We start from the raw sequence: 14,880 nt of genomic DNA, 5'->3' as shown, positions 1-14,880 counted from the left end.
ATTGACTATTAAATCAAGGAAAGCGAAAATGGGACTTAGTGATATTCTCTTGAATGAAAACAACAGAGAAACTTTTGTTGATGACTGTGTAAAGTTGATAGACCAACAAGTTGCAGCAGCCTCCGGATTGGGCGGTCTGGCTCTGAAAGCTGCCTACTCTACTGTCAAGGGGATACGGGCGGACTATTGCGCCCAAGTCGTCGATCAACTTCTGCCAGAAATCTCGATCGCACTCGATCCGATGTGGGCTGAAGGGGTAAACAATGGCAACCCAGTAGAATATCTAGCCCAAAGAAAAGGTGAAGTAGCAGACGAATTGCTCCAAATCAGCGACAAAAGGGTCGAGAAAAGCACAAGATCGATGGTTAAAGGCGCCTATGCCAAACTCCGCCCCTCAGCCAAGAATTACGTGGAAAAGGGAGTACCGGATTTAGCCGAAATTATTAATAAACATAGTGCGGCCTGATAAGTGAGCAACGGCTAAAAAACAGAATACCCCGATACCCGGCTTCTTCAAGAAATCGGGTATCTAAAATCAGACTAAGCTGTTTTACATTTAAACTGTGTGTCAAAAATCCATAAAACTATTGTGGGACGGGCTTCTAGCCTGTCCCGAATTTTCCATTTAAATGCGTAACAGCTTAATTCGTAAGTTTGTAGTTAGGAGGGAGAGTCCTAATTTTATGCTTATCCATTGCCAATTACCCATTGATTTGCAGCCAATATTTTCAACATAGCCTGTCCGGTAATTACCAAGCCCAAAAACATTACAAACATCGCACTAATCGTCGGCAGAAATTTGACTGCTGTTATCTGTTTTGGCAGTTTATCAAAATTCCGTTTGGCATAAACTAATATTAATCCGATCGCACTCAGCACTAAAGCCAACCCCAAACTAAACGCTACCACTAACGTCATTCCCAAACCAACATTGCCCAAAGCCGACGCACTCAACAGCATCACCAAAGCGGAAGGACAAGGCAACAAACCGCCGGAAATTCCCAACGCCAATAAGCTTTTCCAAGTAATAGCAGAACCGTCAGCACCCGGCGGCAAATGCGAGTGAATCCGGCCGTCTCCGTGATGGTGGTAGTGGTGAGATATATCGGGTTTTACAGGCTTAAATTCTCGCTCCCAACTTCCTCTAGTCAAAAGATTTACTGGTTCTTCACATTCCGCAGTAAAGACTTTAGTCCTTAGAAACCAGTTTTTATTATTAAAAATTTTACTTTTGATTTTTTTGAGAAATTCAGTCCTCACTACCAACCTAGTCTTGATTTTTGATAAGAGTAAGTTAAACCCGATGAAGGCTACTAATAAACCAGAGATTAAACTCAGCCAAGGATCTAATTTTTCTGGCTCAATTAAGTTAGAAGCAAACAAAGTAATTCCGCCCACAGCAAATACGCCGGCAGTGTGAGTAATTGTAGTCGTCGCTGCTAGAAATAAAGCGTGTAGGGGAGTAGCCCGCGAACCCACTAAATAAGCGCCGACTATGGTTTTTCCGTGTCCCGGCGACATCGCGTGCACGCATCCCCAAGCAAATGCTCCCGCTATTGCTAGCAGCAAACTCCAACCTGAATCCCAGATAGATTCCTTTCCTGCTAACAAAAAGTCGCGGTTTTGTGGCGTAAACACAAAGCTTTTTACAGCACCGGCTTGCACAATCGTAGCTTGACAGCTAGCTGTCGGAACTCCGGGCAAAAACAGATTGTAATTAATCCGCAATTGCTCTGGTTTGGAGATGGAAATTGCATCAGGTAAAGCGGGGGTTTTATCTTGAGAAGGTGCGGGCCAGGTGTAGTGTAAAATTAAGGTGCTGTGGGTATTGGGCTGCTGGATAACACTGGTGCTTTTAGCTGCTATTTCTAGCGGTTTTACTGCTACGGAGCCTTGAATGTTGCTACTGTTTGTGAGGCGGATTTGTTGGCTGAAAAACTTTTCTAGCTGTGTTTGGTGGCTGCGAACTTCAGCAGGTTGTAGCTGGCTGTCTCGATTGTCGTCGGCGAAGTTTGTTAAGCCTGTTGGGAAAGTTAATGTTATTTCGGTTTGCAAATCGTTGACTACTATTTCTGCTACGGATAAGTCTGCCCAGTGCGAGTAAACTGGTCGGGTTGAGGTTGTTACTAAGAAGGAAAGTGTTAGGAAGAATAGGATGAATAATTGGGAAAGTCGGTTCATTTTGTACAGCATAAATTCCTTTTTTTTGTAAGTTTTTTGGTAAGTATTTGTGTGTGTTGTGATTTTTTAGGCGATCGCTCTTTTCGTGAGTCTCACAGTCCGCCGGGGATTGAAATCCCCGTCGAGAGAGCGAAAGTCGGTTGAAACCGACTGAATAGCTAATCAAATTCAACAATTGCGGATTTCATTCCTATGCAAGAGGACTTAAGCTTTTAGCCAGGGGTTTCAACCCCTGGCGGATTGACGGAATGGCGAATTTGGCCGAATGGCTGCTATTAGCTAATCTCAAAATTCATAACTTCCCAAACCCAATGCTTGGCGAGCTCGATCGTCAAAATTAGGGTCAATTTCCTTGGACTTTTGAAAATAAGCGCGAGATTCGGTATCTTTACCTAAAGTCCGGGCGATCGCACCAGCCCGGTAAAACATACCCGCATCCCGAATCCCCGATCGCACTATTTCGGCCATCACTCGATCGGCCTTTTGCCATTCCCCTGCGGCGGAAAGCGCCCAAGCCAAAGTATCCAGCGTCACAGCATCCCGGCGAATTTTCACCTCCTCCTGCATTAACGCCAGCGCTTCCGCGACATCCTGCGATCGACCTTTTTCCAGCAGCAAACTCGCTAAATCCCTGCGGTGCCCGAAACCGCCAGATCCAGAAACCTGTTCCTGTCGCAGCCCCGCTTCTGCTTTGTCGCGAAGTCGCCGGGATTCGATCGCATCTCCCTCGAACTCTTTAACTCTCGCCATACCGCGATCGACAATGCGATCGAACACAGTCTCAACCCCGCCAGAATACGCAGAAACCTTGCTGTAATAGCCTTCCGCTTCCCGATAATTGCCCTGCCGCGTCTCCAAATCCGCCAAATAAATCAGCGCCAGCGGGTATCGCGGCACCAAGCGCAGCGACTCCAAAAACAGTGCTTTCGCCTGCACAAACTGCCCGCGACGCGCGTAAAATCGACCCAAGAGCGATCGGGCCCGCGCCGAACCAGCAACCTCTCCTGGTTCCTCCGCCGCCATTGCTTGCCGGTAATCCTGCACAACCTCAGCATCTCGGCCCTGAGACTCTCTCACTAAAGCTCTCAAAGTGAGAGAACCCAAGTTAGGAATCCGGTTAACTAAGGCTTCTGCGGCTGCATTTGCCTCGTTCACTTTTCCCATTGCTAAGTTAGATGTAACTAAAAGGGCGATCGCATCTTCATTGTCAGAACCCGCCTGTTTAGCAAAGCGCAAAGCAGTAGCAAAATCGTGTCTTGCCTCAGCAATTCGAGCTAAAACTAACAGCGCACCTTGGTTGTCAAAAGGCAAATCGGCGATCGACCTTTGAGCCGCTTGTTCTGCCAATAAAAACCAACCTCCCTCCCCAGTAGCGCGAGCCATTTTTAAATAAGATCCAGCCAGTGCCGCCCGGTTCAAACCGCTGCGGGAATCAACAGCCAATCGCTGCTGGTAAAAAGCAATTTCTTGCTGAATTGCTTCTTTTTGATTGGGATTATTTCTCAAACTTTCCGAAAAATGATATCGGTAATTAGTATCGAGATTTTCGGGATTTTTGTTAGAAAAATTATCTGAAATAAAACGCAAATTAGGAGATAAATTTACTACTACCATCCCAACTAAAGGAACTACTATCAGCATCCCCCATGAGAAAATATCCGATTTTATTTCATGTTTAGTTTTAGTTTTCATACATCCGCGTTAATCAGCGTTCATCTGCGGTTAAAAAAAGCATCTCCGATCAGTCATTAGCCAATAAGCAATGACTAATGACTAATAACTAATGACTAATGACTAATTAGGCAAAGCCAAATAAGGAAAAGTCGGTTCTAAAGGTTTGTGTCCCTGAGCCGGATTTCCCGGAGTTCCGTTATAAGAAACGTTATCGCCAACCGGAGAACCCACCAAAGCTCCCAGAGTGATATCAATAACGTCGTCCATCAGCATACGACCTCCGATCAAGCTTCCTTGAGCATTTGTAGCGCTAGCGTAGCCGCTGGTTTTTGTGGTATCGATCCGCATGACATCGGGTAAGAAAGCTCCGGCGATCGCATTTGGATCGACATTATCCCGACCGTCCAAAAGATCGACAGCATTCAAAGTAGCAACAGCTTCCTGACGCACCGGAGCAGCAGCAGCGCTCAAATCCAATCTCGGAGGAATATTATTGAATGCTTCCAGATAAGCGGGAGTAACTATCAAACCCTCATTAATTGCAGGTCTTGCCAAACGCTCGAATTGTTTAAAACCGCCAGCTCCATCCCGGATCGAAACTGTTGACCAAACATCAAAAGTATTTGCCCCTGTTCCTGCTTGCAAAAACGCTTTCGGAACGCGGACAGCAATTGTATTGACGTTGTAACCTTTAGTAAAGTCGATCGCTTGACTCGGTTCTTTAAAAGCAGTGCGCGGCCCCGTTCCCAAAGCTGCGGCGCGAACTCGGAAAAATTGTTCCACATCAAAGAAAAACGGGTCTTCGCGTAAACCCGCAAATACAGTCAAGTTAGAACCGCCCACAGGTACTGTATTTACAACAGCATTAGAATTCAGCGGAGTTGTGGCAATTAGCCCGCCGTTAACTGTAGTCTTAGCAACAGTCTCCGAGCCGTTGCGAACAACAGTTACAGCTACCGCTTGCATACCTCTATTGTTAGGCGGACTGAAGGCAAACCGCAAGATAATATCCGAACGTCCAGTAGGTGTAGAATTCACGTCACTTACTTGCGTGATGTGAAATTGGTAGAGGGCTGTAGTGCTGAAATAATATTGATAACGGGCGACAGACCTGGGATTTGAATTCATGGTAAATACTAAATCCCCGTCCGCAGCACCGGAGTTTTGGTCTTTTTCGCGATATACATATAGGTCAGTTAAATTGACCGCGCGACCTTTGATATCTACTTCGCCGTCGTCGTGGTCAGAAGCGACAATTATCCCTGGAGTTAATAGAGCAATTAGAGCTACTTCAATAGCTAGTATGGTTCGGCGAATTTTTTTTGTGAGCTTCACAGTTAGCACCTTTATTGCAATGAATTTTTTGCACAAATCAATGGTAAATAACCCGCATTCGCGGGTTTTACTTTTGTAGCAACAGGTTGAAATCTGTCAACCTGTCGGGCTTTTGCGCTATTGCTGAGCCTTCTCCTATTGGTGGTATACGAAGGTTTGGCAATTTTGGATCTGTGCTTCAAGATAAATTTAGGGAAAAAAGTGTGTTATTGAGGATTTACTCGTTCCCGGACTATGCTTGGGAATGCCTGCTCCCAGACAAGGCTTCCCTCGATCGAGTGGAGCCACAGCCTCGCTTATACGGGTTCCCAGGCTCTTATTGGGAGCGATCGAACAAAGCTTGGGAACGAGTGAAGGGCGCGGTTCTGACAATTCCCGCATCCAGGATACCCGCCACGTGATTCATCCGTCCAGAAATAAAAAACCTGTATCCGATGAAACTTGCCGAACGTATTTATCTCGCGCAAGTCAATGCTTCAATTCTTTAATCGAAAATCGAAAATCCAAAATCCAAAATCCAAAATCGATTGACTCTTCACGCTCAGGGATTTTTTCGTTCTGCATAAAGCGGATTGCTAAGTCTAAAAAAAATCACTAATTAGGTGGTAAAATTCCAGATGACTTGGGATTTTTACAATTCAAAGCACGACAAAGTTAGCCTAAAAAGGCATACTCCAGTTTGTACCCCAACTTCAAACTTACAATTATGTTCTGTAGTGATATACGCCGAATTTTTAATTTTGGATCTGTGCAGTCAAAACAAAAATTTTCGGTACACTGAGATGACAGGCCAGAAGTCAGGCGATGAATCGCTGCTTTTAGTGCAGATTGCCCAGAAAGACCAAACGGCATTAGCTAAACTTTACGATCGCTACGGTCGCCCAAGCTACGCTCTCGCTTACAAAATCCTGGGTTCGGTAGAAGAAGCTGAAGAAGTGGTAATCGATGTTTTTTCCCAAATTTGGCAAAAAGCAGCAACTTACGATCCTTCTCGCAGTCGAGCAGATACGTGGTTGTTCATGCTTACCCGCAGTCGTTCCCTCGATCGGCTGCGATCGATCCAGCGAAATGTCCGGGCTGCTGAAGCTTGTCTGGAAGATGCGAAGGTACCCATCTCTAGCGTTGCAGAACCGATGGAAGATGCAATGTTTAAAGAACGCAGCGAACAAGTCAAAGCAGCCTTAGAAAAACTGCCAAAAGAACAGCAAGAGGCGATCGAACTCGCCTACTACCAAGGGCTGACTTGCGCGGCGATATCAGCTAAAACTGGTATCCCGACAGGTACAATCAAAACCAGAATTCGCTTGGGTATTTCCAAATTGCGTCAAGCTTTGAGCGAAGAATTTTAGATAGTCAAAAAACAAAATTTAAGTTGTTTAACATCAATCTAAAATTATGACCTCTCCAATCATCCATCTGGAGTGCGAGGACAGCAGACCAATTTCCAGTTTAAAATCAACCTAGGCTGAATTACAATTAATGGCGGAAAACAGATGGAAATGATGCCAGACGAGGAATATAAAATCCTTGCAGCCCTTCAAGCTCTCGATATCCTCGACGAGTCAGAACGCGGCGCATTTGCAGAGAAATTGAAAGATTCCGCAGAACTTACAAGTGAATTAGCTGCTTGGGAATCCACAATTGCTGCGATCGCCTACACAGCCCCCCCAGTTCCTGTCGCCCCCGACCTCAAAAACCGCCTGTTCCAGCGTATAGCCGAACTGCCGCCAATCCCGGCCGAATCAGCCAATATCAAGCCAATTGCTACTTCCCCAACAGAGAACAATACTCCATCTTTAATCGTGCGATCGCACGATGTCAAATGGAAATCTTATGGAGTTCCGGGAGTTTCGTTCGGCAAGCTTTACATGGACAAAAAAAAGCGCGAAATTACTTGCTTGATGCGCCTAGAACCTGGAGTAACATTTCCCCTGCACCGACACGCTGCCTCGGAGGAAGTGCTTGTATTAGAAGGAGACTTAATTGTAGAAGGGGAAATTTGCCATCAAGGCGACTACATTCGATCGGTTCCCGGTTCCACACATTCGCCCCTCACCCAAGGGGGATGTTTGCTGTTAATGAAAACTTCCCTAGACAACGAAATGTTCGTCTGATATTATTTTTGTTAAATTGCCGACAGCTTGGAGGGCGGGTTTATGTAAATTTATAGTTATAAGTATAGATGGTTGGTGAAACCCGCCCCTACAATTATTTCGGTTAATTTACCTGACAAGCTCTAACTCAAAAACGCCATATTGCTCCGCATTCTGCGGTTAAAAATCCCAAACATATCACGTAATTATCATGCTAAATTACTCGCGTTTAACTGCTGTTTTGTCCGCCGTTATTATACAATTTGTACCCAGTGACAAAAGCGCGATCGCCCAAGAACGCGAAGGATGTTTTCTGGTTAATTCAGTGGGAGAAGTAATTAACTTAAATTTGTTGTGTTCGCCTCAAGAATCCGACATTAAGCTGACAGGAAACGATGGGAAATTTATCGAAGACTATCAACGCTTAGCAAAAAGCTACTCTCCCGAAGCAACGGATAATTTACTGCAAGCAATCCGAAGGGCCCCTGGTCAAAAAATTGCGGCCGCTAAAAGAATGTGTGCGGAAGCAAAATCGGGACTTTCTCTGCCGGAAGTTAAATTAAGGGCGATCGGGCAAGCTGTCAGTATCGAAAATCCAACTGCCAAAGAAAGTTTTCTCGCCGATGCCGATATTATTACCACCCTTGCCGCCAATCATTATTGCCCGGAATTAGCCAGTAAGTAATATCATGAAATCTGTCAGTCCTCTCGCTCACCGGCAGTCCGCCAGGGAATGAATTCCCTGTCTCATAGCTAAAGTCCTCTCAAAGAGGACTGAAGAACTCATTAGTCCTCGTAGCGAGGAATTTCGCTTTGAGCCAGGGGTTTCATTCCCTGGCGGACTGAGGGTTTAACGTTAAGTTGACACGCCTTGGGTAAGGCAGCATCTCAGTTTTGATTTTACAGGAGTGCAAGGGGGACGATCGCACTTCTAAAAAACGCTTTTTACAAAACTGAGATTCTCCCACGGTAATACGGCGTCTTTACTGGCAGTTACAATATTAATTGTCATTTTGTCGGGCAACGATTCATGAAATTACCGGACATGAGATGAAACATTTAAAATCAAGTTCCGCCGACTTGCGGGATTTATTCAAAGACAGCATTACAGTTAAATACCTCGCGGAACCGCTGAAAGCTGTCCCAGCTTGCGAAGACGCAGCCAAATTGCGATCGTGGATGGAGGCCCGCGATTTTGACGTGCTCGGTATCGAAGAAAATGGCACGGTTTGCGGCTATGTAGAACGATCGCACTTAATCGCAGGTAAGTGCAGCGACTACCAGCAAATTTTTCACCCCTCCCAATTAATTGCCGCCTCGACTCCTTTGATGGAATTGCTGCCGCTGCTGCGAGAAAAACCCAGATTATTTGTATTGGAAAGCAACAGGATCGACGGGATCGTTACCTGCGGCGATTTACAAAAAGCACCGGTGCGGATGCTGCTGTTTGGATTGGTGACGCTTTTGGAAATGAATTTATTGCGGATCGTGCGGATTTACTTTCCCCAAGATTCTTGGCAAAAATTGCTTAAGGGCGATCGTATTTTAGCCGCAAAACACCTTTGGGAATTGGGGCGATCGCGAAATGAAGCAATTGACTTAATCGATTACCTGCAATTCTGCGACAAGCGAGATTTAATCCTGACTTCTGCTGAAATAGTCGATCGGCTGGGGCTCAAATCCAAACGCTACGGGGAGCGTTTTTTAAAGTCAGCAGAAGCATTGAGAAACAAATTAGCTCACGCTCAAGATTTAATTAATGGTTCTTCTTGGCCGGAAGTAATTTTTTTAGCTCAGGAAATAGAAGCGCTTTTGCAGCGTTGCGAAGAAATTGAAATGGCCGCACCTAATGAAGTAGAGAGCATTTAATTCTCGTCTTTTAGAGAAAGACTTTTTTTGTATTGTCGCCATTTCAATCGCCTATTTTGATAGAGGAAGGTGCGCCGAAGCGCACCCTAGATTTAGTTTGTAATTTTTAGTTTCCTGTTGGTATACTTAGGAACCCAGCCTTGAGCACTGGTGTAATACTGCAAGGCTTTCAAGTACAGCGACGGAGTGAGATAAAACCAATGTTCGGTATTGGCAGGCACTTTAATGTATTCTTCAGCTTCCAGCATTAATTGTACCTGAGAGCCGTTAGAATACACAAACCCAAAAACGCATTCCCCAGCTAAAATGTGAAGAACTTCTGCATCGGTGTGGGTGTGAGTGCGATCGCTTTGAGTCATCAGCGCGTAAATCTGCTGCGAACCTGGATGCAGCACTTTTAAGTCGCACCACCGATATCCGCTGGCGCGCTTAAACTGTTCAAACTCGCTATTATATGCTGCGAGAATCTGCTGTTTTTCTGTTACATTGAGAATGTCTTGAACTAGCAGTTCTTGAAACGCCGGATTTTCGTTGGCGGGCAGGGAATCGATCTCAATATTTAAAACTGCCAGTTGACTCGCGATCGCCCGGATATCCGTATATGTTCTACCGTCTTCTAGTTGCAGAACAGCCATATTACCACCTAATGTTTTGAGCTTTGAGGGAAATTTAGTTTCCATTTTTAAGCTGCTGTTTTAAGCTTTCGTCAAAAACTAAAATCCTGCTTTTTTTCAATAATAGCCGATCGCTAAAATTCCATCTCCTGCCTCGCCAATTATCAAACCAATAGCACCCATCAAATAATTTGGTGGTTTTTTTAACTTTTATTTAATAAGATTTACTGGAGTTAATGTAAGGTGCACCATAAGCACCGCACAGCTTAACTAAAAACTCAAAACTTTCAAATCAGCATCCCCGCGATACAAGCAGTCATAAAACAAGCCAAAGAGCCAGCAATCATCGCCCTCACGCCCAACCTAGCCAAATCGCCTTGCCGCTGCGGAGCCATCGCGCCAATTCCCCCAATCTGAATCCCGATCGAACCAATGTTAGAAAACCCGCACAAAGCATAAGTCGAGATAATTTGCGATCGTTCAGAAATCGCCTGTTGTTTCACCAATTCCATCAAATCTAAATAAGCAATAAACTCATTCAAAATCGTTTTTTTTCCCAAAACAATCCCCACCTCTGCACAATCAGCCCAAGGCACCCCCATCAGCCAAGCAACCGGAGCCATCAAATAAGCAAAAATTAATTCTAGCGACAACTGAGGCAAACTAATTAGCCCTCCAAACCACCCCAAAAGCGCATTAAAAAAAGCCAACAAACCCAAAAAAGCAATCAGCATAGCGGCCACATTCGCCGCCAACTTCAACCCGTCGCTAGCACCCGAAGCCGCCGCATCTACCGCATTAGCATAAACCTGTTCTACCTTCACCTCCACCTCCCCAGCCGTCAGCGACTTTTCAGTTTCCGGGTACAGCAATTTAGAAATAGCCAAAGCTGCTGGTGCAGACATCACCGACGCCGAAATTAAATGTTGAGCCGGTACTCCAAAAGAAATATAAGCTGCCATGACTCCGCCGGCAATTGTGGCAAATCCTCCCGTCATGACAGCATGAAGTTCCGAGAGCGTCATCGCCCCCAAATAAGGTTTAATTAACAAAGGAGCTTCGGTTTGCCCGATAAAGATATTCCCAGCACAAGAAAGCGTTTCTGCGCCGGAAGTTTTCATGGTTTTAATCATCAACCATGCCACTGCTTGCACAACTCGCTGCAAAATGCCGTAGTGATAAAGTATGGTGATAAACGAAGAGAAAAAAATGATAGTCGGCAGCACTTTAAAAGCGATAAAGTGTTCGGCAAAATTATCTCCAAATATAAACTTTGCCCCGGCATCAGAAAAATTGAGAAACTGCGTCACCATATCTCCAAAAAATTGAAAGACAGCCAAACCCGGAGCAGTTTTGAGAATCAAAATAGCAAAAATTAGCTGTAAAGCAATTCCCCACAATACGGGCGGCCATTTGACAGCGCGCCGATCGACTGAAAAGACGTAGGACAAACCGACAAAAACAGCTAACCCGAATACAGAAATAAGTCGTTCCATTTAGCAATTTTTAGAGAAGGTGCAGCAAGCATTTGTCGTTACCAGGCTCTGGTAATCCAGATTAACAGCCCGATCGTACTTTATCTCGTTTCCAGAGGTCGCCATGAGTTCGCGGCGCGGGCAGCACAGCCCCGGAGGGCGTATAATACACGATGCAGCCCGATCGCATACAATATCAGCCAGTTTCGCTTACAATAAAAGGCTAAACCTCAAAATCACGGCGCAGCCTAATTGCTGCTACTTTTATGTCTCTACCTATAGTTGCTATTATTGGACGCCCCAATGTAGGCAAATCGACGCTCGTCAACCGTTTAGCCAACACCCAAGACGCGATCGTCCACGACGAACCAGGAATCACGCGCGATCGCACTTACAGACCAGCATACTGGGGCGATCGGGAATATCAAGTCGTAGACACCGGCGGGCTAGTATTCGACGACGAAACAGAATTTTTGCCTTTAATTCGCGAACAAGCAATGGCGGCCCTCGCAGAAGCCAGCGCAGCAATTTTCGTAGTAGACGGCAAAACCGGACTCACCGGCGGCGACGAATCGATCGCATCTTGGCTGAGACTGCAAAAAGTCCCCGTCATTCTCGCCGTCAACAAATGCGAATCCGAAAATACAGGGCTTACCCAAGCAGCCGACTTTTGGCAATTGGGACTCGGAGAACCTTACCCAGTTTCCGGCATTCACGGTAACGGCACCGGCGAATTGCTTGACAAATTAATTACTTACCTTCCCACAGAAGTATTACCAGAAGTTGAGGAAATTAAAGTAGCAATTATCGGTCGTCCCAACGTCGGCAAATCGAGTTTGTTAAACGCATTTCTCGGAGAAAATCGCGCCATAGTCAGCCCAATTTCCGGCACAACCCGCGACGCGATCGACACCTTAGTAGAACGCAACGGTAAAACCTACCGCCTGATCGACACAGCCGGAATTCGCAAAAAGAAAAACGTCGAATACGGCGCAGAATTTTTCGGCATCAACCGCGCTTTCAAAGCCATCCGTCGCGCCAACGTCATACTATTAGTAATTGACGCAATCGACGGCGTTACCGATCAAGACCAAAAATTAGCCGATCGCATCAGCCAAGAAGGTCGCGCCTGCATCATAGTCGTCAACAAATGGGATGCCATAGAAAAAGAGTCCGACACAATATACGAGTACGAAAGAGAAGTCAGAACCCGACTTTATTTCCTCGACTGGGCAGAAATGATTTTTGTTAGCGCCATGAGTGGACAGCGAGTTGAAAAAATCATTGAATTAGTAGACAAAGCCTCCGACGAACACAAACGTCGCGTCCCTACCGCAGTCATTAACGAAGTCATAGAAGAAGCCACAACCTGGCACTCAGCCCCAGTTACCCGCCAAGGAAAACAAGGCAAAATCTATTACGGTACTCAAGTGCGATCGCAGCCACCGACAATCGCCCTATTTGTCAACGATCCCAAACGCTTCACAGAAAATTACCGCCGCTACATGGAAAGCCAATTCCGCAAACATCTAGGCTTTACCGGTACACCAATGCGGCTACTTTGGAGAGGCAAAAAAGTTCGTGCCACAGAAATGAGCACAACCAACAGAGCACTGCGCGTGAAGTGATTTTAGATTTTAGATTTTGGATTTTAGATTAAAGAGAAAACGCAGTTTAATGGTATAATTAAGTTGCGATTTTTTTCTTTTGTCTTCCTTCGCCTCTTGGCAATTCAATTACTTGGTATTTGAAACAATTCCAAATCAAACAATCTAAAATCTCAAATCGCAAGGTGGACGAACAAGAGTTTAAAAGAAGAACAAAGCAGCTAGCATTGAGAGTTATTAAGCTAGTAGATGCGCTGCCCAAAGGCTCCGCTTCTCAGGTAATTGGCAAGCAGTTAATTCGTTCAGCAACTTCTGTAGGAGCCAATTATCGAGCGGCTTGTCGTGCGAAGTCAACAGCAGACTTAATTTCTAAACTCAGGATAGTGGAAGAAGAAGCGGATGAAAGTCTTTACTGGATGGAGTTAATAGTTGAAGCTGAATTGGTAGATGCCACTAAATTGAAAAGTATCATGTCAGAAACAAATGAGATTTTAGCGATGACTGTTGCGTCCATCAAAACTTTAATTGCTAAAAACCCAACAGCAAATCGCAAATAAAAAAATGTCAAAATTCAACAAAAATTTCCTATCAAAAATCAAAACATCAAATAATCCCCAATCAAAAAATCAATTGCTCAATCAAATAATCCCATTCAAAAATCAATCAATCAATCAATCAATCCCTCAATCCCTCAATCAATCAATCAATCAATCAATCCCTCAATCAATCCCTCAATCCCTCAATCAATCAATCAATCAATCAATCCCTCAATCCCTCAATCCCTCAATCAATCAATCCCTCAATCTAAAATCTAAAATCTAAAATCTAAAATCGACAAGATGGACTTACTTCGATCGCTCCCCATAGGACTTTACCTAGAACAACCCGTAACCTGGCTTCACCGGCTAGACTCCCGCGTCAAATTAGCTTGGTTGATGACATTTCTGATTGCACCAATACTCGCCAATCCCATCTGGCGGTTGATGCTAGTAGGAATGTTAATCGTACTGACACTAACTGCAGCAATTCCCTTGCGCGTGTGGAAACAGCAAATGGGACTCCTGCTGCTATTCTGTCTATTAGTATTTTGCCTCAGCGCGATCGCCCCCGACGGACTCCCCGCAGAACACCAGCCCCGCATCCCCGCCGACGAATTAACCTTTTCCCAACAGCCGGCAACCCTTCCACCCCCTCAAAAGCCCAAACCCTGGTACCAATCTTTTAACTTAGGCTCAAACTCCCCAATCCCCAATCCCAAAGCCCAAAGCCCAAATCAACTCCCCCAACCCACAAACTACCGTTACGTTTTATTAAAACAAGGCCCGATTAAAATCACTCGCAAATCCCTAGATTTAGCTATCAACGTCAGCACCCTATTTTTCACAGTAATTTACAGCACCAACCTCTACCTTCTCACCACAGCCAGCGAAGAAATTACCGCCGCCCTTGAAAACTTAATGCAGCCCCTGCGCCGCTTGAACTGGCCTATTACCGAAATAGCCTTAACATTAACTTTATCTTTGCGATTTATTCCCCTAGTATTGGAAGAAATACAAAATTTAGTGCGATCGGTCAGAACCAGAGCGATAAACTGGAAAAAACTCGGATTTCGCAGCGCAGCTCAAGTGTGGTTGATGATAGCCGAGCGGCTGTTAGAAAACTTGCTCCTGCGAGCTGAACAAATAGCCAGCGCCATGAAAGTTCGCGGCTTCACCAGTCCCGATCGACACCGTGTAGAATGGCACCAGTTGCAATTGAAAATCCGAGACTGGATCGCCCTCGGCTGCTTGCTCGTCCTCTGGAGCGCCCGTTTTGTTTGGGGGTGGGACAGTTGAGATTTTAGATTTTAGATTTTAGATTTTAGATTGATTGATTGATTGATTGATTGATTGATTAGATTTGAGATTGAAGAATTGGGAATGACTGATGAAGCTCGTCGTTTGGAGTACAGGCCAACATTTGAGTAAGTTTTGTCTGGTGCGCGACAGTCCTGCTAAAGTAATGGAGACAAATATTTAGAGAACCAAGACCT

13 protein-coding genes are annotated in these 14,880 nt (G+C 45.2%); 8 read left to right on the top strand and 5 right to left on the bottom strand.

Annotated elements, in window-relative coordinates:
- Positions 1–28 precede the first annotated feature (28 nt).
- Positions 29–466, top strand: coding sequence for a DUF6918 family protein (locus QUB39_RS21980; protein WP_333057875.1), 438 nt, complete (start codon positions 29–31; stop codon positions 464–466).
- A 221-nt stretch (positions 467–687) separates the two neighbouring features.
- Here the strand turns inward: QUB39_RS21980 and QUB39_RS21975 are convergent, their stop codons facing one another.
- The 3 genes from QUB39_RS21975 to QUB39_RS21965 all read right to left on the bottom strand — a co-directional run bounded on the left by QUB39_RS21975 (position 688) and on the right by QUB39_RS21965 (position 5,190).
- Complete coding sequence (locus QUB39_RS21975; protein WP_333211011.1) at positions 688–2,193, bottom strand: HoxN/HupN/NixA family nickel/cobalt transporter; 1,506 nt, start codon at positions 2,191–2,193, stop codon at positions 688–690.
- A 273-nt stretch (positions 2,194–2,466) separates the two neighbouring features.
- Positions 2,467–3,873, bottom strand: a complete 1,407-nt coding sequence (locus tag QUB39_RS21970) for a hypothetical protein (protein ID WP_333211009.1) — start codon at positions 3,871–3,873, stop codon at positions 2,467–2,469.
- 102 nt (positions 3,874–3,975) lie between these two features.
- Complete coding sequence (locus QUB39_RS21965; RefSeq protein WP_333057878.1) at positions 3,976–5,190, bottom strand: DUF4331 domain-containing protein; 1,215 nt, start codon at positions 5,188–5,190, stop codon at positions 3,976–3,978.
- Between the two features lie 782 nt (positions 5,191–5,972).
- Between QUB39_RS21965 and QUB39_RS21960 the strand changes: the two genes are divergently transcribed.
- The 4 genes from QUB39_RS21960 to QUB39_RS21945 all read left to right on the top strand — a co-directional run bounded on the left by QUB39_RS21960 (position 5,973) and on the right by QUB39_RS21945 (position 9,152).
- Complete coding sequence (locus QUB39_RS21960; protein WP_333057880.1) at positions 5,973–6,539, top strand: sigma-70 family RNA polymerase sigma factor; 567 nt, start codon at positions 5,973–5,975, stop codon at positions 6,537–6,539.
- 144 nt (positions 6,540–6,683) lie between these two features.
- The gene (locus QUB39_RS21955) at positions 6,684–7,304 is read left to right on the top strand and encodes a cupin domain-containing protein (protein ID WP_333211007.1); all 621 of its coding nucleotides are present in this window, start codon (positions 6,684–6,686) and stop codon (positions 7,302–7,304) included.
- A 190-nt stretch (positions 7,305–7,494) separates the two neighbouring features.
- Positions 7,495–7,968: a DUF732 domain-containing protein gene (locus QUB39_RS21950; protein WP_333211005.1), complete on the top strand. Its 474-nt coding sequence runs from the start codon at positions 7,495–7,497 to the stop codon at positions 7,966–7,968.
- A 365-nt stretch (positions 7,969–8,333) separates the two neighbouring features.
- A complete protein-coding gene (locus QUB39_RS21945; RefSeq protein WP_333211003.1) occupies positions 8,334–9,152 on the top strand; it encodes a hypothetical protein in 819 nt (272 codons plus the stop codon).
- A gap of 92 nt (positions 9,153–9,244) precedes the next feature.
- On the opposite strand, the gene QUB39_RS21940 is transcribed toward QUB39_RS21945, so the two are convergent.
- The gene (locus QUB39_RS21940; protein WP_333211001.1) at positions 9,245–9,832 is read right to left on the bottom strand and encodes an acireductone dioxygenase; all 588 of its coding nucleotides are present in this window, start codon (positions 9,830–9,832) and stop codon (positions 9,245–9,247) included.
- A 221-nt stretch (positions 9,833–10,053) separates the two neighbouring features.
- Entirely contained in the window at positions 10,054–11,262 is a 1,209-nt protein-coding gene (locus QUB39_RS21935) for a NupC/NupG family nucleoside CNT transporter (protein ID WP_333057885.1), read from the bottom strand.
- A 245-nt stretch (positions 11,263–11,507) separates the two neighbouring features.
- On the opposite strand from QUB39_RS21935, the gene der reads away from it, so the two are divergent.
- The 3 genes from der to QUB39_RS21920 all read left to right on the top strand — a co-directional run bounded on the left by der (position 11,508) and on the right by QUB39_RS21920 (position 14,683).
- Positions 11,508–12,869 carry a ribosome biogenesis GTPase Der gene (gene der, locus QUB39_RS21930; protein ID WP_333210999.1) on the top strand — a complete coding sequence of 454 codons (1,362 nt, stop codon included), beginning with the start codon at positions 11,508–11,510 and terminating at the stop codon, positions 12,867–12,869.
- Between the two features lie 119 nt (positions 12,870–12,988).
- On the top strand, positions 12,989–13,405 hold the full coding sequence (locus QUB39_RS21925; RefSeq protein WP_333057887.1) for a four helix bundle protein: 417 nt from the start codon (positions 12,989–12,991) through the stop codon (positions 13,403–13,405).
- A 282-nt stretch (positions 13,406–13,687) separates the two neighbouring features.
- Positions 13,688–14,683: an energy-coupling factor transporter transmembrane protein EcfT gene (locus tag QUB39_RS21920; RefSeq protein WP_333210997.1), complete on the top strand. Its 996-nt coding sequence runs from the start codon at positions 13,688–13,690 to the stop codon at positions 14,681–14,683.
- Positions 14,684–14,880 lie beyond the last annotated feature (197 nt).

It is taken from the genome of Microcoleus sp. AT8-B5 (assembly GCF_036705565.1).
GTDB lineage: Bacteria > Cyanobacteriota > Cyanobacteriia > Cyanobacteriales > Microcoleaceae > Microcoleus.
Note: the sequence above shows the minus strand (reverse complement) of the source record. Positions and strands in the feature narration are given on the sequence as shown.

Bases quoted from the DNA above. Each gene is read 5' to 3' on its own strand.
- QUB39_RS21970 (WP_333211009.1), bottom strand. From the start codon at position 3,873: ATGAAAACTAAAACTAAACATGAAATAAAATCGGATATTTTCTCATGG.
- QUB39_RS21940 (WP_333211001.1), bottom strand. From the start codon at position 9,832: ATGGAAACTAAATTTCCCTCAAAGCTCAAAACATTAGGTGGTAATATG.
- QUB39_RS21950 (WP_333211005.1), top strand. From the start codon at position 7,495: ATGCTAAATTACTCGCGTTTAACTGCTGTTTTGTCCGCCGTTATTATA.
- der (WP_333210999.1), top strand. From the start codon at position 11,508: ATGTCTCTACCTATAGTTGCTATTATTGGACGCCCCAATGTAGGCAAA.
- QUB39_RS21975 (WP_333211011.1), bottom strand. From the start codon at position 2,193: ATGCTGTACAAAATGAACCGACTTTCCCAATTATTCATCCTATTCTTC.
- QUB39_RS21980 (WP_333057875.1), top strand. From the start codon at position 29: ATGGGACTTAGTGATATTCTCTTGAATGAAAACAACAGAGAAACTTTT.
- QUB39_RS21945 (WP_333211003.1), top strand. From the start codon at position 8,334: ATGAAACATTTAAAATCAAGTTCCGCCGACTTGCGGGATTTATTCAAA.
- QUB39_RS21920 (WP_333210997.1), top strand. From the start codon at position 13,688: ATGGACTTACTTCGATCGCTCCCCATAGGACTTTACCTAGAACAACCC.
- QUB39_RS21935 (WP_333057885.1), bottom strand. From the start codon at position 11,262: ATGGAACGACTTATTTCTGTATTCGGGTTAGCTGTTTTTGTCGGTTTG.
- QUB39_RS21960 (WP_333057880.1), top strand. From the start codon at position 5,973: ATGACAGGCCAGAAGTCAGGCGATGAATCGCTGCTTTTAGTGCAGATT.
- QUB39_RS21955 (WP_333211007.1), top strand. From the start codon at position 6,684: ATGGAAATGATGCCAGACGAGGAATATAAAATCCTTGCAGCCCTTCAA.